We start from the raw sequence: 21,568 nt of genomic DNA on the forward strand, positions 1-21,568 counted from the left end.
TCGCTCGGGAGGTATCTGATGAGAACCCACGCGCAGGCGGTGGTCATAGGGGGCGGCGTCATTGGCTGCTCGATCCTCTATCATCTGACCAAGTTCGGCTGGACGGATGTGGTACTGCTCGAGCGGGACGAGCTGACCAGCGGATCGACATGGCACGCAGCCGCCAACATCCACGGTCTGCATGATAACAACAACATCACGCGCATCCAGCATTACACCATGAACCTCTATAAGGAGCTTGAAGCCGTAACCGGTCAGGGGTGTGGCGTGTTTCAGCCCGGTTCCCTTTATCTGGCACAGACCGAAGCGCGGGAACATCAACTGCGCCTTCAGGCCGCCAAGGCGAAGTACTACGATCTGAACTTTCATGCAGTCGACCGCGCGGAGGCGGAACGGCTTCATCCGCTCGTCAACTATGATGGCATCCGCTGCATCATGTACGAACCCGACGGTGGCAACGTCGATCCATCGGGCGTCACCAATGCCTATGCCACCGGGGCGCGCAATGCGGGCGCCGAGATCCACCGTTTTACCCCAGTGACAGGGACCGAGCAGCAAAGTGATGGAACTTGGATTGTCCGAACGCCAAAGGGGGACATCAGGACAGATGTCGTGGTAAACGCTGCAGGGCTATGGGCGCGGGAGGTGGCTGCTTTGGCAGGTTTGGATCTGCCACTTCTGCCGACGGAGCATCAATATTTCGTCACCGAAAGCATTCCGGACATCGAAGCATTGGACCGCCGCTTGCCATCCGTCGCGGACCGGGATGGCGAGTACTATCTCCGGCAGGAAGGGCAGGGGCTTCTTGTCGGCGCGTATGAGAAAGATGTTAGGTTCTGGGCTGAAAACGGCACGCCACAAGGGTTCGGCCATGAGCTCTTTCCCGATGATCTGGGGCGGATCGAGGACAACATGATGCGGGCTATCGACCGGGTTCCAGCGGTCGGCATAGCGGGGATCAAAAGGGTGATTAATGGCCCGATGATCTGGTCGCCGGATGCAAACGCGCTGTTTGGCCCGGTACCAGAGTTGAAAGGCTATTTTTGTTGCAACGGGATCATACCCGGGTTTTCCCAATCAGGCGGACTGGGCGAATTGACGGCGGAATGGATCGTCACCGGTGAGCCGCATCTCGATATGTTCCCATGGGACCTGTCGCGTTTCGGTGCGTGGGCAGACCGCAAATTCACCAAGGCCCGCGTGGGCGATCAATACGCCAACCGGTTCTCCATACACTTCCCCAACGAAGAGCGTTGCGCAGGGCGTCCCGCCCGCATGCGACCGGCTTACGCGTTGCAACGTGCGAACGGTGCGGTGTTCGGGCTCAACTATGGATGGGAACATCCTCTTTGGTTTGCGGACAGGCCGGACGCCGCTGACACCAACGGGTTCACACGCCAGAACTGGTTTGAGCCCGTCGGCGCGGAATGCAGGATGCTGCGAGGGGCGGCGGGCGTCATCGATATCTCGAACTTTGGGAAATATACTGTGCGTGGGCCTGACGCTGAGGCTTGGTTGAATGCTGTCTTCGCCAACCGAATGCCCCAAACCCTGGGGCAGTCCTGCCTGACACCATTGATTGGAAAACGCGGTGGGATCGCCGGGGATTTCACCGTGACGCGGCGCGCTGAGGACGAATTCTGGATTGTCGGGTCAGGCATGGCCGAACGCTACCATGCCCGGTTTTTCCAGATGGTGCCGCTGCCCGCTGGCACGACCTTTGAAAGCAGAACCGATGCCGTCTGTGGGTTTAGCGTCGCGGGGCCCAAATCGCGGGACGTTCTGCAAAGCCTCACGGAAGCATCTTTGGCGCCAGATGATTTCCGCTTCATGCGGTCCGCAGCGCTGGAGATTGCGGGCATTCCCGTGACCGCGCTCCGGGTCAGCTTCACGGGCGATCTGGGGTGGGAGCTTTACTGCGACGTTGAAGATCAGGCGGCGCTTTACGCGGCTCTGCTCAAGGCCGTACGCGCTGTCGGCGGTGGACCGGTTGGCAGCCGTGCGCTGACCAGTTTGCGGATTGAAAAAGGCTACGGCTCATGGTCACGGGAATACTCACTGGAGTACTGGCCCCAAGAGGTCGGGCTCGACCGACTGATCAAAATGGACAAGTCCTTTCTCAACAAAGGGGCCTATGCCGCCGTCAAGGAAAACGCCCCACGTGAGCGCTTGGCAATACTCGAAGTGTTGGAGGTCACGGATGCAGACGCCTCGGGTGGGGAGCCGATCTTTCTGCCCGATGGTACACCGGTCGGTCGTGTGACCTCAGGCGCCTACGGCTACACGGTCGAGAAATCACTTGCTCTGGGCTTCGTCAGAGACACACCGGCGGGCACCGAGGTTGATATAATGATCCTTGGGCGGCCCCATCGCGGAAGGATTCTGGATGCCCCACCGTTCGATCCGACAGGGCAGCGCCTGCGCGGCTAGCTACCGCTCCGGGATAAGGCCACGCGGCCTGAACCGAAGCACAAGAAGCATGAGGACGCCCATTGTCAGAAGCCGCATATGCGCAGCGCTTTCAAGAAGGTGTTCACGTATGGGTGAGCCGTCTGCCATACCGGCGGTGACAACACTCATGACGAATTGCCCGAACGGTTCGACCTGCACCCAAAGGAACCAGACGATGAACCCACCCAGAACGGCGCCCAGATTGTTGCCGGAGCCGCCGACGATGACCATAACCCAGATCAGGAACGTAAACCGCAACGGTTGGTAGCTGCCGGGGGTTAATTGACCGTCGAGCGTTGTCATCATCGCACCCGCGACACCACAGATCGCCGATCCCAGAACGAAGACCTGAAGATGGCGTGCTGTGACGTCCTTGCCCATCGCCTCTGCCGCCACCTCGTTGTCGCGAATGGCCCGCATCATCCGGCCCCATGGCGACTTCAGCGCCCATTGGGCCAAAAGCAGAAAAATGACCAAGACGACGGCAAACAGAAGACCGTAAGCCACTTTGACGAAAAGCGTCGAAGCCGTAGTTGGATCCAGGCCAATGGTTGCCGCACGTTCGACGAAGTCGGAATTGTTTTGCAGGTCAATCTCGTAGGGCACGGGTCTTGGCAAGCCAGAAACATTCTTAACACCCCGCGCCAACCAGTCTTCATTTTTCATGACTGCGATGATGATCTCCGCGATCCCCAAGGTTGCAATCGCAAGATAGTCGCTCCGCAATCCCAAGGCAGTTTTGCCGACGATCCACGCGGCGCCCGCAGCGAGCAGTCCACCGACTGGCCACGCAACGACAGTCATCCAGCCCGCTCGCGTCGCTTCATTGGCGAAGACGTTCAGGCCACCTAAATACCCTGTCTGGGCCGGATTGATTGCCTCTATCGCACTGACGGCCGGGTCGAAAATCCCGCGAAAGAGGAAGAAGCCCCCAATCAGGACGGTCAGCAGAACGCCAAGCCGCACGCGACCCGGCTTCATGCGCTTCCACAAGATAACCGCAAGGGTGGTTGTCGCAGCGCCCAAAGCCAAGGCGCCCAACACCTGAAAGCCACCAGCAGCCCACGCCCCCGGTGTCGGTTCGGCGGAAATCAAAACCGCCGCCAGTCCCCCCAAGGCGACAAAGCCCATGATGCCGACGTTGAAGAGCCCGGCAAACCCCCATTGCAAGTTCACACCCAAGGCCATGATCGCCGAGATCAAACCGAAATTGAGGATGAACAGCGCAGAATTCCAAGATTCCTGAAACCCGGTACCCAAAATTAGACACGCCACGATAACAAACATCGCGCTATCCCGCAGGACGATTTGCTTGCGTCGTTCCGCCAGAACGACGACCGCAATGCAAATAAGAACGCCCAATCCGCACAGAATGACCGGAAGTTGCATCATACGGATTGTCCTTTGAAAAGCCCGGTGGGCTTGAACATCAACACGACGATCAGCAGCGCGAATGAGACCGCGAATTTGTAGTCCGTGCTCAGAAGCTGCGCCAAACCGTCCGGGGCCAAGGCTTCTGGCAGAACGTATGTCGCGACCTTCTTGAACGCATAAGTGATCGTCACTTCGCTGAAGGCGATAACAAAGCCGCCCGCAATAGCGCCCACTGGGTTGCCCAGACCGCCGACGATTGCCGCAGCAAAGATCGGCAGAAGAAGTTGGAAATACGTGAAGGGTTTGAAAGACTTGTCGAGACCGTAAAGCGTCCCTGCAACCGTCGCCAAAGCAGCAACGATTAACCAAGTATACAGCACGACCCGCTCCGGATTGATCCCAGAGAGCAGCGCCAGATCCTCATTGTCCGAGAACGCTCGCATGGATTTCCCTGTCCGCGTGCGATTGAGAAACCAGAAAAGCAGCACCACAACAATTACCGCTGTGATGACCGTGATCCCTTGGGTTGTCTTTATCGCAAGACCCTCTCGCAGCCCCGTCATTTCCCTGAAATTACGGGCGGTTATGAGGAAACGCTCACCGTCTGCAAACCGTTGGTCATCCGGTCCGATGATAAAACGCGTCAGGCCGTTCATGATGAACATGACCCCGAGCGATACCATAACCATGACGACCGGTTTCACACGCTGTTTTCGATAGAAGCGGTATACGACACGGTCCGTGCCGATCAAAAATAATCCCGTTAACGCGATCCCGAAGGGCAGGGCCAAAAGGGCTGTCGGAACCGGCCCCGCACTGATGCCCGCACCCTGAAAAGCCCATGTGATGAGGATGACAAACATCGTGCCAAACGCCATCGTGTCCCCATGCGCGAAGTTCGAGAACCGCAGAATGCCGTAGATCAGCGTAACACCTAGTGCTCCAAGCGCCAGTTGCGCCCCATACGCCGTTCCAGGCACCAGCACAAAATTCGTAAATGCGACCAGCGCGTTGATGTAGTCCATTACGTTCCCACCTTACCATCGCACGCCGGATACCCCATCATGGGTACCCCGCGCGGGACGCGGCGCAAAGATACAAGAAAGGGCGTCATTCTATCCACCAAGAAATGATTTGCGCACGTCCGGATCCGCCAGAAGGGCCTTGCCGGTATCCGTGTAGCGGTTGCGCCCCTGAACCAGAACGTAGCCTTTATCGGCAATCTCAAGGGCTTGCCGCGCATTCTGCTCAACCATGAGAATACTGATCCCGGTGCGGGCAACCTCGATTATCCGGTCGAATAGCTCATCCATGACGATTGGCGACACGCCCGCGGTAGGCTCGTCGAGCATCAGTACCTTGGGCTGAGTCATCAAAGCGCGCCCGACAGCCACCTGCTGACGCTGACCACCCGAAAGCTCGCCTGCGGGCTGGCGACGTTTGTCGTGCAGGATGGGAAACAGATCATAGACCTGGTCCATGGTGCCTGTAATGTCGTCTCGGCGCAGAAACGCACCCATCTCAAGATTTTCTTCGACTGTCATTGAAGTGAAGATGTTCGAGGTTTGCGGCACAAAGGCCATGCCCTTGGCAACCCGGTCCTGTGGGCTGAGCGATGTGATATCCTCGCCAAAAAGCCGCACCGCACCTTGGCGCACGTTCAGCATACCAAAGACGGCTTTCATCGCCGTCGATTTGCCCGCCCCGTTTGGGCCGACAATTACGGCGATCTCTCCCTCATCGACAGCTATCGTGCAGTCATGGAGGATATCAGGCCCTGACCCGTATCCCCCTGACATTTGATCCCCAATCAGAAAGGGGTCTGTCACAAAAGCGTCTCGGGCTTTGATATTTCAAAGCGCTCGATAAAGCGTTGATGGACGGTTTTGGCCATGTCGTGCTCCAACACATTGCTGAGCGTCACGAATTGCACCACAAGCGCATCGCCGACAAGATAGGAATGGTGAAATTGCACGATGCCCATGTCGGCCATGTCCATCTCATACTGGACTGTTCCGATAACATGCTCGCCGATGCGGCCGCCTTCCCGGGTTTGAACGTCAATTGGCGCAACACCTGTTTCGGCGCTTTGCTTGCCAACTTTTTCGATGATCGCGTCTTCGACCATTTTGGCCGTGATGCGTTGGCCTGGTGCTGCTTTTTCGACGATCAGCTTGCCGATGGACTTATCCTCGAACCGAAACATCGCGAGTGTCTCGTTTGCGACCATTTCGAAGCGTTGCCATGTCGCTCCATCGTCGCAAAACTCTATCTGTTCGTGCAGTGGGACACAGGCGGCGTGCGCGCCCCCGACCCATCCTGCTGCGGATAGTATGACTGCTAAAAGTGCCCCTTTGCTCATGTGCCTCTCCTGTTTTTAGGCTGTTTTCTTGTTCTTGAGCCCTGTCCCTAAATAGGCCTCAATCACCTGCTCGTTCTTCTTGATCTCCTCAATCGTGCCTTCTGCCAGCACGTGTCCTTCGGCCATCACGATCACCGGATCGCAAAGCCGAGCGATGAAATCCATGTCGTGCTCGATTACACAAAAAGTGTAACCACGTTCTTTATTCAGACGGATAATGGCATCCCCAATGGTATTGAGAAGGGTGCGGTTCACACCGGCGCCAACCTCGTCCAGAAACACGATACGGGCGTCGACCATCATCGTACGACCAAGTTCGAGCAATTTTTTCTGCCCGCCGGACAGATTGCCTGCTCGTTCGTCAGCGAGATGGTCAATTGTCAAAAATTCGAGCACTTCGTCAGCTTTTCTCGCCAATGCGCGCTCTTCGCTGGCAATCCGGCGGCGATCGATCCATGTGCGCCACAAGGTTTCGCCAGTCTGACCGCCCGGGACCATCATCAGGTTCTCCCGCACTGTCATGGACGAGAATTCATGCGCAATCTGGAATGTCCGGAGCAACCCTTTGCCAAACAGCGTGTGCGGGGGGAGACCGGTGATGTCCTCGCCATCCATGTAAACACGGCCTGAGCTTGGCTTAAGAACGCCAGCAATCACATTGAAAAGTGTGGTTTTTCCCGCGCCATTTGGTCCGATCAAAGCGGTGATCGTGCCCTCTTCTATTCGAAGATTAGCGCCATCCACCGCATGGAAGCCGCCGAAGCTCTTCCGCAGGTTTTCGACCTGTATCATGCCCTGTCCCCAACGAGACAGCCCGGCCCCCACCGGACTGCCCCCGTTTTTTGGTCCGCTTTAGCGGTACTTCACCGTTTCGATTTTGCCACCATCAAAAGTGATCTGACGATAGTTTCCAGCAGACTCACCCGGTCCGATCAACTCAACGGCGGTTGCGCCGACATAGTCGATATCCGTGCCTGCCTTGATCAGATCGAGCGCCTTGCCCAGCTCACCAGGGTAGATCTTCTCACCCGGCTCGTTCGCCACATCCATGATGTGATCCTTGTAGGCCGACGGATCTTTCGAGTTTGCAGCCTGCATAGCCAGCAGGATCAGTGCGGCAGCGTCATAGGATTCTGGTGCAAAGGGCGAGGTTGCATCGAACGCATCGCCCACCATCTCCGCGAATTTCGCGACGCCCGGACTGTCGGTGCCGGGGTGTTGACCCGAAGAGCCGTCGATTTCATCGCCGAAGTTCTCTTCCAGCTTTGCACTGATCATACCGTCGGGGAAGTGGAACGTATCAAACGCGCCTGTATCAAGCGCCGAGCGCACGATGCCAGAGCCGCCTTGGTCTACATATCCTGCGACAACCAGACGATCACCGCCTGCGGAAGCAAGGGCCCCGACCTCGGCCGAGTAGTCCGCTTTGCCGTCTTCATGCGCGGCAGAGATCGTGACCGTACCGCCAGCCGCCTCAAACGCAGCTTGGAAGCTGTCCGCCAGACCTTTGCCGTAGTCGTTGTTGGTATAAGTCAGCGCGACTTCGTTGATGCCCTCTTCCATCAGAACTTCGGTCATGACGACACCTTGGCGTGCGTCAGACGGGGCAGTGCGGAAGAACAGGCCGTTGTCTTCAGCCGTCGACAGACCGGGCGAGGTTGCGGATGGCGAGACCATTACAATGCCGTTTGCGACCGCAACGTTCGACAAGATTGCACCTGTGACACCGGAACAGTCTGCGCCAACAATGCCGTCAACATTTTCAGCCGTTACAAGCCGCTCGGCGGCGGAGGTTGCCGCAGCAGAGTCGATACATGTGGAATCCGCGCGGACGCCCGAGACCTTTGCTCCGTCGAGAAGCTTGCCCGACTCTGAAACCTCAGCAATCGCGATTTCTGCGCCACCTGCCATCTGCTGTGTCAGCGATTCCAGCGGGCCAGTGAAACCGAGGATGATGCCGAGTTTAACATCCGTTGCGTGCCCGTCCGCAAAAGCAGCACTGGCCATCAGCGCACTTGCAGTCGTGGCAAGAAGCATCTGTTTCATGAGTGTGATCTCCCTGATCAAGTCTTGCTGTGGTGGTTTGTGAAAAAAGACTATGCAAGGCCGTCTCAAAAGAAAAGAGCGACGTTTTTCGCTGCCCCAAGGTCAGGGCACTCACAGCACAGTGATCTTTATGGACCTCCGGCAGCTTAGGTTTATGTGAGAGATCAAGCTGATTGAGGATTATTATGATGCACCGATCCATACATGTCGCCCTATTGCTGTCCACGCTCGCGACCCCTTTGTGGGCACTTGAGACCAGCCAAGGCACTGTGACAGTCACCGAAATCGCCAGTGGGTTCGATCAGCCTTGGGGCGTCGACTTCATCCCCGATGGCGGCATCTTGATTACAGAACGAGGCGGACAATTGATCCATCTGCAATCGGATGGCAGCCGGATTGACGTGTCGGGTGTGCCGGAGGTGGTTGGTCAAGGGCAGGGCGGTCTTCTGGATATTATGGTTGCCAGCGACTTTGCTCAGTCCAGAGAAGTATTTCTCAGCTACTCAAAGCCGCAGCCAAAAGGGTCAGGTACCGCATTGGCCAAAGCACGGTTGAGCGAAGCGGGCGATGCGTTGGAAGGGTTGGAGGTCATATTCGAGCAGGCCGAGGGCTATTCCAGCGGGCGGCATTTCGGATCGCGGATCGTTGAAGGTGCAGATGGCACGCTGTTTCTGACAATCGGAGAGCGCGGGGATAGACCCTCCGCCCAGAACATCGCCAATCACAACGGAACGGTCGTTCGGGTCACACGGGACGGAACTGTTCCGGCCGATAACCCCTTTGTCCAGACCGAGGGCGCCCGGCCAGAAATCTGGTCCTACGGTCACCGCAATCCGCAAGGGGCCGCGCTTGATCTGGACGGCAATCTTTGGGTGGCAGAACATGGGGCCCAAGGGGGCGATGAGATCAACCGCGTCAGGGCAGGGGCAAACTATGGTTGGCCTGTGATCAGCTATGGTAGGCATTACTCCGGCGCGAAGATCGGTGAAGGTACATCGAAAGACGGCATGGAACAGCCAACGCATTATTGGGATCCATCAATCGCACCGTCCGGTATGATGATCTACTCAGGCAAGCTGTGGCCGGAATGGGAAGGGGATGCCTTTGTGGGATCCTTGAAATTCAACTATATTTCAAGGGTGTCCGGGACAAACCTAAGCGAAGAGGCAGAGCAGATCAGATCTGACGAAACCGCCCGTGTGCGTGATGTGGTCGAAGGGCCGGATGGTGGGATCTGGTTCCTATCGGTGATGAGCGGCGGGCTTTACCGGATTACGCCCTAAAGCAGACTAGGCAGCCAGAGCACGATTCCAGGAAATGCGATCAACACGGCAACCGTGGCGACATCAGCGACGAAGAACGGTGATGCGCCGCGGAATACGTCCTGAACCGAGATCGGCAACTTGCTGTCCTGCGCAACACCGGCGACAACAAAGCAGTTCAGCCCGATGGGCGGGGTGATCAGACAAAGCTCTGCCATCTTGACGACGATGATCCCGAACCAAATAGCACATTCCTCGCTGGTCATGCCAAGCGCGCCGATCTCGGTTCCTGTTGCCCCGTTCAAGGCAATCACAGCGGGAAATGTCACTGGAAGCGTCAGGATCAGCATGCCGATGGCGTCCATGAACATCCCGAGGATGACGTAGGCCCCGAGGATCAAAAGAAGCGTCAGATAGGCTGGTTGATCCAGGCTACCGATCCAGCCCGCAAACGCGTCAGGCAGTTGAGCAAAGCCCAAAAAGCGCACGTAGATCAGAACACCCCAGATCATGGTGAAGATCATAACCGTGAGCTTCGCCGCCTCCATCAGCGCGCTCGACAGTTGCGCCCATTTCATACCTTGCCACAGCGCCATGGTCAGGACGACTGCAGCGCCCAATGCGCCCGCCTCCGTGGGCGTCGCAAGTCCGAAATAAATCGAAAATACGATAATCAGCACGACGATCAAGATTGGCGCGGCACCGGGCAGACTTTCAAACCGCTCTTTCCAGCTGAAACCACCGACGGGCGGACCAAGATCCTTCCGGTACTTCGCAAGTCCGACGACAAGGCCGCCATAGATCAGGGCGGAGACGAAGCCAGGCACGAACCCTGCCAAGAGCAGTTTGCCGACGCTTTGCTCGACGATGATCGCATAGATCACGAGGATCGCGGAAGGTGGAATGAGGGAGGCCAACGTACCACCCGCCGCCACAACACCGGCCGCAAAACGTTTGTCATATCCCAGCTTAAGCATCTCCGGGATCGCGATGCGGGCAAACACGGCCGAGGTTGCGACGGACGCGCCGGATACCGCCGCAAAGCCCGCCGTCGCAAAGACCGTTGCAACGCCCAGTCCGCCGGGCAGCCATCCCACCCAGCGTTTTGCAGCCTCAAACAGATACCCGGTCAAACCGGCATAGTAAGCCAGATAACCGATCAGAATGAATGTTGGTATGAGAGACAGCGCATAAGTTGTGGATTTCGAATGAGGAACCTGACCTGATAGCTTCATCGCCGTGATCAGGCCTTTGTCGAAGCCCTGCTTCTGCATGAAAAACAGACACAGGCCGAGAAACCCAATAAACGCTGTCGCAAAGGCGACGCGTACTCCGATGATCACCAGCAGTACGAGCAAGCCGGACAGCCAGAGAGACAGCGTGAAGATATCCACGCCCTCCATCAGAGCTTTCATATCAATCAGACTGTCCATGTGCTGCTTTTCTTTCTGAGCGAGAGAGCCACGCCGTTATCCATCCACCGTTTCCGCTTCGCGGCTGGCCTGTGCGGCAGCATCTTCGACCAGCGGGACCGCGACGGGACGTTCTGCGCCGGTTCTAAGCGCGCGGCCGAAGGCCCACAGCTGGAGGCACAGCCGGACCCAGAGGACAGCCAGAGAGGCGGGAACCAGCAGTTTCGCGGGCCAGAGGGGCAGGGCGATGTCGATGGAGCTGTCCCGGCTCCATAATGGGGCATTGAAATCGAAGGACCGGCTGAAGTGAAACCAGGTGCCGTAAATCAACGCTGTTGTCAGCAGCAGCATGAACAGAACCGAAAGGAACTCCGCGAACCACAGGACACGTCCCCGAAGTGCACCGACCAGAATATCCATGCGGATGTGACCGCCTTCGCGCTGGCAATACGCAAGACCAAGGAAGGCGAACGTCGCCATGAACTGCTCCGTCCAATCGACGTAACCCGGCACAGGTGCATTGAAGATGTAGCGGCCGAACACGTTGTAGACGGCGAGGCAGACAAGCAGGAATATCACAATCCCCGCAAGCAGATTCATTGCACCTTCAAGCTTCAGAAAGCCGCGGTCCATTCGGGACAGGAGCGTATCGTCGGCCAGAACAGGGGATGAGGACATGCCGCTAACCTTTTGATCAAAAAGAAACGCCCCACCGGCTGGGCGGGGCGTTCTTTATTCGGATCAGCTTTCGCCGCGGGTTTTCTTCAGGGTGTCCTGAACAAGGTCATAAAGCTCCTGACCCGGAATGCCCTGCGCATCCATATCCTTGATCCATTGTTCGCGGATCGGATCAGCGGCGACACTGCGGAATTCGCTGATTGTCTCGTCAGAAACAGTCACACGCTCCACGTTTTTCTCGTCCAGAATGCTTTCCCACTTTTCGATCAGCTCCGCGTAGTTCGCCAGATAATGGTCGATGGCTTCCGGCACGCTTTCGTCCAACGCCGCGCGATGCTCGTCGCTGAGGCTATCGTAGGCATCGGTGTTCACGACGACTGGGCAATTGACCGTGCCGGGGTTTAGGTTCTCGGTCCACCAATCAGCGATATCTATCGTCCGAAAGCTCAGGTGCGCATGCTGGGCGAAGGCAACCGTGTCGACCACGCCGGATTCCATCGCGTTGTAGGCTTCCGTTGCCGTCACCGATGTCGGGACGCCGCCCACGGCCTCAAACGCCTGACCCAGACCGCCTGTTGCACGGACCCGCATCCCGCTGAACTCGCTCAGTTCATCGCGAGGATCACCGGTGCCGACAATGTTGTATTGCGGCATCGGGCTAGTCATCAGCAACTTTGCGTTCCAACGTCCCAAATCCGCTTGAACAGCGGGGTGATCGTAGACCGCGTGACTGACCGCAACTTCTTCTTCCAGGTTGGAGACCCCGAGGAACGGCAATTCAAGCACAGTGATGGTTGGGTTCTTGTCTCGGTGATAACCTGCACAGAACTGAGCCATCTCAAACGCACCGATGGAAATGCCATCAAGGTTTTCCCGGTTTTTTGACAAGCCACCATAGCTGACATTCATCGTGAACTCGCCGTTTGTCTTTTCAGACACCAGCTCTGCAAGCTTTTCCACGTGCTCGGTGAAGGCGCGACGCTTGCCCCATACAGAGACATTCCATTCGGTCGCGATCGCTTCGCCGACAAAGGCAAAGCTAAGTACCGTGCAGGCTGTGCCCGTCAAAAATCTTTTCATAGAGTCCTCCCAGTGCGATTTTTATCGTCTCGATTTTATCCGCAGGGACTTTGGGCGAACGATAGCGCCGGTTCAACCGATTTTTCAGGCAGAGTTACCCGCCATCAGAATATATTCCGTCGGATGTGAATTTGATTTGCGCCGACTCACCAACGAGCCTAAATGCAAATCACCTCCTGTCGCGGGAGAGGTCACACATGTGGCGCCGAAGGAGCAACCGCCCCGGAAACTCTCAGGCAAATGAACCGCGGTGGGTTTTACAGTCCGGAGAGTGGTCGCCTCATGCGGCCCGCCGACGGAGAAAGCGGTGCTTGCATGATGCAGGTGTCGTGAAGCTCTCAGGCTTTTGACGGACGGGGCATGTGGATGGGCGTTTCGCCCGGAGGAGATCACATGCCACATCACGCGCTTCGCAAAGACACTCATATCGCCATCCTGGGCGCCGGGATTACGGGAATTACGATGGCTTCCAAGCTGTTGGACCGCGGATTTCAGGTGACCGTCATCGACCGTCAGCGCTATCCGGCCATGGAGACGAGCTACGCAAATGGCGGCCAGTTGTCCGCCAGCAATGCGGAGGTCTGGAACAGCATTGGCACAGTGATCAAGGGCCTGAAGTGGATGCTGAAAAAGGACGCACCGCTCAGCATGAACCTCGCACCGAGCTGGCATAAATACAGCTGGATCGCCGAGTTTCTTGCGGCAATCCCCAGACATGATGCGAATACGGTTGAAACGGCCCGGCTGGCGCAAATGGCGCGCGGCCACCTGATGGACATGGCGTCCAAGGCAGGTGTGGCCTTTGATATTGAAACCCGTGGTATCCTTCATTTCTACGAGGACGCCCGGGAATTCGAGGCGGGCCGACGCTCGACCGACTTGCTGCGCAAGGCTGGACTTGATCGGAAAGAACTTACTGCGGACGGGGTGCGCGCGATCGAGCCTACGATCACGGCCGATGTCGTGGGCGGCTTCTTTACGGAAAGCGATTTCACAGGCGACATTCACAAGTTTACCAAGGGGTTGGCGAGATATCTTGAAGCGCAAGGTGTCAAGTTCTTGATGAATACCTCCGTCACACGGGCGTCCGCGACCCTGACCGGCGTCGATATCACGGCGTCTCAAAACGGGACCGCACAGCAGATGTCGTTTGACGGTGTTGTCGTGTCTGCCGGCGTTGGATCGCGAGATCTGGCTGCGCAGCTCGGGGATCGCGTGAACGTTTATCCGGTGAAAGGCTATTCGATCACTGTGAACATGCCAGATGAATCCGCGCAAGACGCCGCACCTTGGGTCAGCTTGCTGGACGAAAAAGCCAAGATCGTGACGTCTCGCCTTGGCAAGGATCGCCTGCGGATCGCGGGAACTGCGGAATTCAGCGGGGCGAATTACGATATTCGCGCGGATCGGATCAAGCCGCTGCTCTCTTGGTGCCAGCATCACTTCCCGGATGTCCCAACGGACAACTCCGTACCGTGGGCCGGTTTGCGACCGATGATGCCGAACATGATGCCGCGCTTGGGTCGGGGCAAGAACCCACGCGTCTTCTACAACACCGGCCATGGTCATCTGGGTTGGACCTTGAGCGCAGCGACCGCCCAAATTGTTGCGGCCGATGTCGCCGAAGCATTTGAACCGCGCCCCACCTTTTCCGGGATCGGACGTCCATCCGCCGCGTAGCGCAAGCAATCTTCGGCATCCGTCCGCTGGCGGGTGCCGAACCATCGCTCTATAGTTCCCTCAAACAGACGGAGAGATCGCGATGCTTGAAGTACGCCAACTGCCCCATGGGCCACTCAACAACTACATCGCCCTCATCCATGATCCAGACACGAAACAGACCGCCTGTGTTGATGCAGGCGAGGCCGATATCGTGTTGCAGGAGTTGAAGAAAACCGGCTGGCCCCTGTCCCAGATTTGGGTGACGCATCACCATGGCGATCATGTAAACGGCCTGCAAGAACTCAAGAGCGCAACTGGTGCGACGGTCTATGGACCTCCAAATATCGACGGCATTGATCAGGTTTTGGGGGAAGGGGACAGCTTTGCCTTCGCCAGTCGTGGCGTTAGCGTCGTTCACACGCCCGGGCACACCACCGATATGCTCAACTTTCACCTCCCTTCCGAGGCCCTGTTCTTTGCGGGTGACACGCTATTTGTGATGGGCTGCGGGCGGATCATGGAGGGGACGCCTGACATGATGTGGGACAGTCTGCAGAAAATCATGGCATTGGCTGCAGACACAACAATCCATTGCGCCCATGAATACACTCTTGCGAATATAGAGTTCGCCCTGTCGGTCGATGGCGATAACCCGAAACTCAAGTCCCGCGCAGCCGCCATGAAATCTTTGCGCGACGATGGGAAACCGACCGTTCCCACCAGATTGAGCGCAGAACTGGACACAAACCCATTTCTCAGGCCAAGCGATCCCGCGATCCGTGCCACTCTGGGGCTCGAGACCGCCAGCGACGCCGAGGTCTTCGCGGAACTGCGTGCGCGCAAAGACCGCTTTTAACCGTCAATCACATAATCTGCTGACAGTTTCTTCTCTGCGATCTGTCTGGCATTTCGCAGATCATTTCCTTCTGCACGGGTGTTGGCCTCATGTGGTGTCATGCCGTGATCCAACCACCGCTGTATAAGCCGATCACGTAGGACATCCTCGGGAATGTCCAGCCAGACACTGACATCCCAAATGGTTTTCAGATCGCGCCAGACCGGGGCATCGAACAGCAGGTAGTTGCCCTCGATCACTACGATATCGACCTCTGCCTTCAGAACCGCGGCGCCCGCAATGGCGCAATCCGACGGTCTGTCAAAGACCGGGTACACAACTTCACTGTCGTTCTGGAGGCGTTTGACAAGATGCAGAAATCCAGCCGCGTCAAAGCTGTCTGGGGCGCCTTTCCGCAGCAAAAGCCCCAACGGCTCCAGAACGCGATTGTCGAGATGAAACCCATCCATGGGGACCAACGCCGCAGCACAGCCACCATCCGTCAGGCGGGATACCAAATCCTCTGCGAGAGTTGACTTGCCGCTGGCGGGTGGCCCGGCCACGGCGATCAACTTTCGCCCAGTGCCTGCCAACGTCGCGATTTTTTCAACCAGCCCATCGACGGTAATTTTCTTGCTCACGCAGCGATCTCGTTCGGCTCCATCGCGCCGGTCATCAAGGCGACCGCATCCGACATTGTGCAGGCCTTGGGGTCAACGACACAGATACGCTTACCCAGGCGATGCACGTGAATTCGATCTGCGACTTCGAAGACATGGGGCATATTGTGACTGATCAAAATGATCGGGATTCCGCGTGCGCGCACGTCCTGAATCAGGTCCAGAACGCGTCGGCTTTCCTTCACGCCCAAAGCGGCTGTCGGCTCATCAAGTATGATGACCTTGGAGCCAAACGCCGCAGCCCGTGCCACCGCGACACCTTGGCGCTGACCGCCCGAAAGGGTTTCGACCGCTTGATTGATATTCTGGATGGTCATCAGTCCAAGCTCAGAGAGCTTTTCCCGCGCGATCCGCTCCATAGTGCTGCGGTCTAATTGGCGCAGGATGCTTCCCCGAAACCCCGGCTTGCGAAGTTCGCGTCCCATGAACATGTTGTCGGCGATGGACAGCGCCGGTGACATGGCCAGCGTCTGATAAACGGTCTCGATCCCGGCGTTGCGAGCGTCAATTGGGGAATGAAAGCGCACAGGGGCACCCTCGAGAAAAACCTCGCCGGCATCAGGTGCAACGGCACCGGATACTGCCTTGATTAATGTGGATTTTCCGGCACCGTTATCCCCGATGACCGCCAGAATTTCACCGGGCATCAGATCGAAATCACAGTTATCCAGTGCAGTGACGCGACCGTACCGTTTGACCAGCCCTTTGCCTTCGAGAATGGGGGTCATGCCGCCACCTTTCTGATCCATTGGTCCACCGCAACCGCCAGAATGATCAGAACGCCAATCAAAAGATAGGTCCACTGCGCATCGGCTCCCAACAGGCGCAGACCTAAGGAAAACACGCCGACGATCAAAGCACCGAACAGCATGCCAAGAATGGACCCGCGTCCGCCGAACAGAGATATCCCACCGATGACCACGGCAGTGATGCTTTCGATATTGGCAAGCTGGCCGGACGTGGGGGAAACGGATCCAATCCGTCCGATCAGGGCCCATCCTGCAAATGCACAGATCAGGCCGGACAGCATATAGACCGTGATAAGCGTGCGCGTGACGTTGACCCCAGAGAGTTCGGCAGCTTCCGGATCGTCGCCAACAGCATACACATGGCGCCCCCACGCCGTATGTCGCAGAACGTAGGCCAAGATCAGAACGAGCAGGACCATAAAGATAACACCAACGGTGAAGACAGCCCCGGCTATGTTAAACTTCGTACCGAAGAGTTGCAGCAATGGAGCGCTTGTCGCGATTTCCTGAGAGCGTATCGTCTCGTTGGCAGAGTAAAGAAAATTTGTGGCCAGAACGATCTGCCACATGCCGAGGGTTACAATAAACGGCGGTAACTTCATGCGGGCGACAAGGAACCCGTTGATAAAGCCCATCAGGGTACCGCACATCAACCCGGCTGCTATTGCGACCTCAGGCGGTAGGCCGTAGCGAAACGTGAACTGCCCCATCACGACGGAACTGAGCACCATGATGGCGCCCACACTCAGATCAATGCCCGCCGTCAGGATCACAAGGCTCTGCGCCGCGCCAACGATGCCAACGATCTGAACCTGCTGCAAGATGAGGGTCAGGGCGAAGGGCGAGAAGAATTTCGACCCAAGCAGAACGCCGAACACAGCGATTGACAGGACCAGTACGATAAGCGGCACGAGGGATGGCGTCTGGTGTAATGCGTGATGGAATTTTTGAACCGGACCGCGCCGAGTATCCTCGAACTCTGCCACGCGGTCTGATGCGCCTGCGCTGGCCGCTTCGTAATTGTCAGAGGCTGACATGGCCGCTCCGCCTGTTTTGCAAGATGTGGGAGATGGCGAAAGCTCCGCCATCTCTGAGAGTTACGATAGGCCTCTTATCCCCAGCAGAGGTTTTTGCCTTCTTCGACCGAAATAGACTCGACCCCGTCCACGGCCTGATCCGTGACGAGGGCAACGCCCGTGTCAAAGAAATCCTTCCCCGGTGTCGGTTCTGGCTTGGCGCCATCTTTAGCCCAGGTCGAAATCGCTTCGATGCCCTTCGATGCCATCAACAAGGGATACTGCTGTGATGTCGCGCCGATCACGCCATCAGCGACATTCTGAACACCGGGGCAGCCCCCATCGACGCTTACGATCAATACGTCGTTCTCACGTCCGATGGATTTCAAGGCTTCATAGGCACCCGCAGCCGCCGGTTCGTTGATGGTGTAAACCACATTGATCATCGGATCCTGCGCCAGCAGGTTCTCCATCGCGCGGCGCCCGCCTTCCTCGTTGCCTTGGGTAACGTCGTTGCCGACGATCCGCGGATCATCCTCGTCACCCCATTTGTTCGGGTCGCCAAGTTCGATCCCAAAACCCTGCAAAAAGCCCTGATCCCGCAGAACACCCACGGTCGGCTGGCTCACAGCCAGATCAAGCATCGCGATCTTGGCATCTGCTGCCGCTTCCCCAAGCGAGGCCGCAGCCCACGCACCGATCAACTCACCAGCCAGAAAGTTATCAGTGGCGAAGGTGGCGTCTGCCGCATCAATCGGGTTCAACGGTGTGTCCAGAGCGATCACCAGAAGACCCGCGTCCCGCGCCTGTTGAACGGCCGGGACAATGGAAGAGGTGTCGGACGCAGTTAAGAGAATTCCTTTGGCGCCATCTGCAATACAGGTCTCGATCGCGGCCACCTGAGTTTCATGGTCGCCGTCCACTTTACCCGCAAAAGTTAACAGGTTGATACCCAGCTCGTCAGCTTTCTCCTTCGCCCCTTCGCGCATTTTGACAAAGAATGGGTTGGTGTCGGTTTTCGTGATCAGACAGGCCGATATCGCGTGACCATCAGCGAATGCAGCGCCGCTCATGGCGGTCAGAGCCAGAGCAGTTCCGGCAAGAAGTTTCTTCATTATCTATCCTCCCAGGCGTCTGGTTCAGCCAGACATGTTTACCCGTATCGGGCTGAAACATATTGAACCTGATCAACCCAAACCGTAAAGAGAAAAGCTGCCTTCTGAGCGAAGAGGCGCGTATAACTGATGACAGGCGTGCACCTCAACATGTTCTTATCACTTATATTTTCACGATCCGCTTGTCTGTATGAGCAACCGTTGCCGCGTCCGCGAGGATTTGGGCGTGCAGCCCATCCTGAATGCTGGGCTTTGGCGCCGAGCCGTTTTCAACCGCGGATACAAAGGCTGACATCTCCGCCAGATAGGCGCCAGCGTACCGTTCAAGAAAGAAATGCTGTGCAGGCGCCCGTCTAAAACCAGTTTCGGTGGCAATTTCGAGCGTGTGTTCCAGCTGATTTTCAGCCCTCAGCATCCCTCTGGCGCCGTGTACTTCGATCCGCTGGTCATACCCGTAGGTCGCGCGGCGCGAGTTTGAGATCTGGCAAATCTTACCAGAACCGGTCGTCAGCATCACGGCGGCTGTATCAACGTCACCAGCAAGACCAATTTCCGGATCAACCAAAGCCGAGCCGACGGCGTGGACCGTCTCGATCTCTTCGCCGAGAAGAAAGCGCGCCATGTCAAAATCGTGGATCATCATATCCCGAAACAGGCCGCCGGAGCTCTTGATGTAGGACACGGGCGGCGGGGCGGGATCACGCGATAGGATCATAACCAGCTCGACATCGGCGATTTCACCGGCTGTGAGCCGCGCCCGCAACGCGGCGAAGTTCGGATCGAACCTGCGGTTGAAGCCGGTCATGAATGGGACCCCCGCGGACTCGACAACTTTGATACAATCCTTGATCCGGTCCGTCGACAAATCGACGGGTTTCTCACAGAAAATCGCCTTGCCTGCCTTTGCGGCCGAATGGATAAGCTCGAAATGCGTATCGGTCGGCGTGCAGATCACAACTGCATCGACATCCTTCGCCGCGATCAGATCGTGTGCCGTTTCAACCCGTGCCTGACAGTGCGTGGCGAGCCGCGCCGCTGCTTCTGGGACAGCATCCGCCACGGCAATTATCCGAGCCGTTTCAAGGGTGCGGATGCTTTTTGCGTGCACTTGGCCGATCCGCCCACACCCAAGGATCCCAATTCCAAGCATGCCTCAGACCTTTCCAACTTAATCAGGGGGGCCAAGCGCGCGAATGACCTGCCGCGCAGCGCCCACCATCGGATCATGCGTTTCTTTTAGTATCTGGACGCGGTCAAAGCGATCCGGGTCGGCGCTCACGGCTTGCCGAAGGGCCGCACCAAAGGCCATACGCAACTCCGTCCCAATATTGAACTTGCAGATATGCGAGGTATGCGCGAACGCCGTCCGCTGGGCAATAGGTACGCCGGATCCACCATGAATGACCAACGGAACCTCCGTCATTGCCTCTATCTGACGGATGCGGGCCTCGTCTAACCCGCCTTCCTTGTTTTCCTGCAAATGTGCGTTGCCGACCGAGATCGCCACTGCATCTACACCTGTTTCAGTTACAAACCGGGCGGCCTCTTCCGGATCTGTTCCCACAGAGGCCGCACCACCGGAATACCCGACAAACCCGATTTCACCTTCGCAGCTGATCCCTGCATCATGGGCCATCTCGCAAACAGCTGCCGTCTCATCGATATTCTGTTGGAGTGGTAGTTTCGAGCCATCGAACATGACCGAACTGAACCCAACCTCGATGGCGATCCGGCACTCTTCCGGGGTGTAGCCGTGATCCAGATGCGCCACGACCGGAACGTCAACGCTGTCCGCCAAGTTGCGAAACATCGCGGCCAGAACGGGCAGGGGGGTATGCTCTCTGCAGCTTGGGCCTGCCTGCAAAATGACCGGGGCACCTTCGGCCTGAGCCGCGTGCGCGTAGGCTCGCATGTCTTCCCATCCAAGGCAGACAAGCCCGGCCACCGCGTAGTTGTGTTTGAGCGCGGGCTGCAGAACTTTGGCCAATGTCACGAGCGTCATTTGAACTTCGCGACCATATCCATGATGCCCGGGATCGTGTGAAGCTGATCCGCGTGAGTTGGCTGGAAATACTGTTTCAGACTGCGTTGGCTGAGACCACCCAGAATGGTAAAATAATACATCTCGTATCCGGGCAAAACCGCGCACGGATGGTAGCCCTTGTCGATCAGGATCGTGGAGCCATCCATAATGTGATACGCGTCGCCCGGTTCGTTGTCGGCGCGTTGCAGCATCTGGACGCCCGAGCCGTGATTAGGACGGAACCGGAAATTATAGGTCTCGTCATGCCGGGTCTCATCGGGCAACCGGTCTGTGTCATGCTTATGGCTCGGAAATCCGGACCAACCACCCTGGCCAACTGTGAAGAGTTCGCTGACCAAGAGCCGACCAACCCGGTCGTGATAATTTGCACCGAGGATATGTTTGATCTTGCGATGGGTTTTCGTGTCGTCGGAGCCGTATTGCACCAGATCAAGCTCATCGCTGCGCACAGCAAAGGGTTTTAGAACCTCATCATACTTCGCGCCCGCGATGAAGACCTCAGCTGTTTCCGTGTGGCAGGTGAAGCGCGCGCCGGTGTCTGTCGGAACGTAGACGCCCTCGGGTTCGCCACCCCAGACATCGACGGTTCTGTTGCCAATGTCCTCGAACACCTCTCCCCCCGTTTCGACCGTCACGGTTCCGGTTGCTGGAACGATACATGTCTCATAGCCGGGCGTCCGGTAGTCGAAGCTTTGCCCTTCCGTCAGCTTAACGATGTTGAAGTAGTTGAGCGGAACAAGATCGTGACCGAGATCCACAATGGGCTGGTTTTGATTGTCAAAGGGGGGGATATGCATGGTCG

At 57.3% G+C, this 21,568-nt stretch carries 20 protein-coding genes and 1 riboswitch; of the genes, 4 read left to right on the top strand and 16 right to left on the bottom strand.

Features of this window, described 5'->3' with window-relative positions; translation table 11 throughout:
- Nucleotides 1–18: 18 nt before the first annotated feature.
- Entirely contained in the window at nt 19–2,430 is a 2,412-nt protein-coding gene (locus KIN_RS06720; RefSeq protein ID WP_159805172.1) for a GcvT family protein, read from the top strand.
- On the opposite strand, the gene KIN_RS06725 is transcribed toward KIN_RS06720, so the two are convergent.
- From KIN_RS06725 to KIN_RS06750, 6 genes are all read right to left on the bottom strand, one after another.
- A complete protein-coding gene (locus tag KIN_RS06725) occupies nt 2,431–3,738 on the bottom strand; it encodes a branched-chain amino acid ABC transporter permease (protein WP_243144847.1) in 1,308 nt (435 codons plus the stop codon).
- Between the two features lie 101 nt (nt 3,739–3,839).
- Entirely contained in the window at nt 3,840–4,850 is a 1,011-nt protein-coding gene (locus tag KIN_RS06730) for a branched-chain amino acid ABC transporter permease (RefSeq protein WP_159805174.1), read from the bottom strand.
- Nucleotides 4,851–4,940: 90 nt separating this feature from the next.
- Nucleotides 4,941–5,624 (bottom strand): ABC transporter ATP-binding protein, encoded by a 684-nt coding sequence (locus KIN_RS06735; protein ID WP_159805430.1) that lies wholly within the window; start codon nt 5,622–5,624, stop codon nt 4,941–4,943.
- A gap of 26 nt (nt 5,625–5,650) precedes the next feature.
- Entirely contained in the window at nt 5,651–6,187 is a 537-nt protein-coding gene (locus KIN_RS06740; protein WP_159805176.1) for a hypothetical protein, read from the bottom strand.
- A gap of 15 nt (nt 6,188–6,202) precedes the next feature.
- Complete coding sequence (locus KIN_RS06745) at nt 6,203–6,979, bottom strand: ABC transporter ATP-binding protein (protein ID WP_159805178.1); 777 nt, start codon at nt 6,977–6,979, stop codon at nt 6,203–6,205.
- A gap of 60 nt (nt 6,980–7,039) precedes the next feature.
- The gene (locus tag KIN_RS06750; protein ID WP_159805180.1) at nt 7,040–8,233 is read right to left on the bottom strand and encodes an ABC transporter substrate-binding protein; all 1,194 of its coding nucleotides are present in this window, start codon (nt 8,231–8,233) and stop codon (nt 7,040–7,042) included.
- Between the two features lie 188 nt (nt 8,234–8,421).
- Here KIN_RS06750 and KIN_RS06755 point away from each other — a divergent pair, with 188 nt between their 5' ends.
- Entirely contained in the window at nt 8,422–9,516 is a 1,095-nt protein-coding gene (locus tag KIN_RS06755; protein WP_159805182.1) for a PQQ-dependent sugar dehydrogenase, read from the top strand.
- Here the strand turns inward: KIN_RS06755 and KIN_RS06760 are convergent.
- The 3 genes from KIN_RS06760 to KIN_RS06770 all read right to left on the bottom strand — a co-directional run bounded on the left by KIN_RS06760 (nt 9,513) and on the right by KIN_RS06770 (nt 12,665).
- Complete coding sequence (locus tag KIN_RS06760) at nt 9,513–10,898, bottom strand: TRAP transporter large permease (protein ID WP_174239103.1); 1,386 nt, start codon at nt 10,896–10,898, stop codon at nt 9,513–9,515. The two genes, KIN_RS06755 and KIN_RS06760, sit on opposite strands and share 4 nt — an antisense overlap.
- 66 nt (nt 10,899–10,964) lie before the next feature.
- Nucleotides 10,965–11,585, bottom strand: coding sequence for a TRAP transporter small permease subunit (locus KIN_RS06765; RefSeq protein ID WP_159805184.1), 621 nt, complete (start codon nt 11,583–11,585; stop codon nt 10,965–10,967).
- Nucleotides 11,586–11,648: 63 nt separating this feature from the next.
- Complete coding sequence (locus KIN_RS06770) at nt 11,649–12,665, bottom strand: C4-dicarboxylate TRAP transporter substrate-binding protein (RefSeq protein ID WP_159805186.1); 1,017 nt, start codon at nt 12,663–12,665, stop codon at nt 11,649–11,651.
- Between the two features lie 172 nt (nt 12,666–12,837).
- Nucleotides 12,838–12,923: riboswitch (glycine riboswitch) on the top strand.
- A gap of 135 nt (nt 12,924–13,058) precedes the next feature.
- Here KIN_RS06770 and KIN_RS06775 point away from each other — a divergent pair.
- Nucleotides 13,059–14,345 (top strand): D-amino acid dehydrogenase, encoded by a 1,287-nt coding sequence (locus tag KIN_RS06775; RefSeq protein ID WP_159805188.1) that lies wholly within the window; start codon nt 13,059–13,061, stop codon nt 14,343–14,345.
- Between the two features lie 82 nt (nt 14,346–14,427).
- The gene (gene gloB, locus KIN_RS06780; protein ID WP_159805190.1) at nt 14,428–15,183 is read left to right on the top strand and encodes a hydroxyacylglutathione hydrolase; all 756 of its coding nucleotides are present in this window, start codon (nt 14,428–14,430) and stop codon (nt 15,181–15,183) included.
- On the opposite strand, the gene KIN_RS06785 is transcribed toward gloB, so the two are convergent.
- From KIN_RS06785 to KIN_RS06815, 7 genes are all read right to left on the bottom strand, one after another.
- The gene (locus tag KIN_RS06785) at nt 15,180–15,803 is read right to left on the bottom strand and encodes a nucleoside/nucleotide kinase family protein (RefSeq protein WP_243144833.1); all 624 of its coding nucleotides are present in this window, start codon (nt 15,801–15,803) and stop codon (nt 15,180–15,182) included. The two genes, gloB and KIN_RS06785, sit on opposite strands and share 4 nt — an antisense overlap.
- Nucleotides 15,800–16,570 (bottom strand): ATP-binding cassette domain-containing protein, encoded by a 771-nt coding sequence (locus tag KIN_RS06790; RefSeq protein ID WP_159805192.1) that lies wholly within the window; start codon nt 16,568–16,570, stop codon nt 15,800–15,802. Before KIN_RS06790 ends, KIN_RS06785 begins: the two co-directional genes overlap by 4 nt.
- Nucleotides 16,567–17,628 carry an ABC transporter permease gene (locus KIN_RS06795; RefSeq protein WP_159805194.1) on the bottom strand — a complete coding sequence of 354 codons (1,062 nt, stop codon included), beginning with the start codon at nt 17,626–17,628 and terminating at the stop codon, nt 16,567–16,569. The genes KIN_RS06790 and KIN_RS06795 overlap by 4 nt, the downstream gene beginning before the upstream one ends.
- A 74-nt stretch (nt 17,629–17,702) precedes the next feature.
- Nucleotides 17,703–18,722: a sugar ABC transporter substrate-binding protein gene (locus KIN_RS06800; RefSeq protein WP_159805196.1), complete on the bottom strand. Its 1,020-nt coding sequence runs from the start codon at nt 18,720–18,722 to the stop codon at nt 17,703–17,705.
- Between the two features lie 163 nt (nt 18,723–18,885).
- Nucleotides 18,886–19,872 (bottom strand): inositol 2-dehydrogenase, encoded by a 987-nt coding sequence (iolG, locus tag KIN_RS06805; RefSeq protein WP_159805198.1) that lies wholly within the window; start codon nt 19,870–19,872, stop codon nt 18,886–18,888.
- A gap of 18 nt (nt 19,873–19,890) precedes the next feature.
- Nucleotides 19,891–20,724 (bottom strand): class II fructose-bisphosphate aldolase, encoded by an 834-nt coding sequence (locus KIN_RS06810; RefSeq protein ID WP_159805200.1) that lies wholly within the window; start codon nt 20,722–20,724, stop codon nt 19,891–19,893.
- A complete protein-coding gene (locus tag KIN_RS06815; protein WP_159805202.1) occupies nt 20,721–21,563 on the bottom strand; it encodes a 5-deoxy-glucuronate isomerase in 843 nt (280 codons plus the stop codon). The genes KIN_RS06810 and KIN_RS06815 overlap by 4 nt, the downstream gene beginning before the upstream one ends.
- Nucleotides 21,564–21,568: the final 5 nt, after the last annotated feature.

Origin of the sequence: Litoreibacter roseus (assembly GCF_009811795.1) — a bacterium.
Lineage (GTDB): Bacteria > Pseudomonadota > Alphaproteobacteria > Rhodobacterales > Rhodobacteraceae > Litoreibacter > Litoreibacter roseus.